At 78.8% G+C, this 471-nt stretch carries 1 protein-coding gene; it reads right to left on the bottom strand.

The annotated features are described in order from the left end of the window. The coding region (locus E9549_RS22905; RefSeq protein WP_236828899.1) for a DUF222 domain-containing protein at positions 1 to 471 on the bottom strand (471 nt) is incomplete at both ends.

Below are 471 nucleotides of genomic sequence, written 5' to 3' on the forward strand. Positions count from 1 at the left end.
CCGTCGGGGTCCAGCCGGGCCAGGTGGTGGCGCACGACCTGGCGCAGTTCGGCGTGCGGCCGGGTCGCGGCCACCTGCGCGAGCGCCTCGTCCACCCCGGCCAGGTCGACGTCCTGGGCCGCGGCGGCGGCCAGGCTGCTCGGGGTGGCCACCGCGGCGATCACCACCGCCGCCTCGGCGGTGACCGCCCCGGCGGCGAACGCGGCGGCCACCGCAGGCAGCTCCGCCAGTGCCCGGCCCGAGCGCATCAGCCGCGACGCCGCGCCGGCCGAGAGCAGCGCGTGCCCGCGCAGCCAGGAGGCCATCGAGGCCTTGCCGTCGTGCTCGGCGGCCTGGGTGAGCTCGCACTCCCGCACCCGCCGCGCCACCTGCGCGGCCAGCCGGTTCGACGCGGTGAGCAACGCCCCCAGCTGCTCGATCAGCTGCGACCCGAACCGGCCGGCCAGCTCCTCACCGGCCAGGTCGTCCAGC

Source organism: Blastococcus sp. MG754426, from assembly GCF_021699055.1.
In the GTDB taxonomy this organism is placed as follows: Bacteria; Actinomycetota; Actinomycetes; order Mycobacteriales; family Geodermatophilaceae; genus Blastococcus.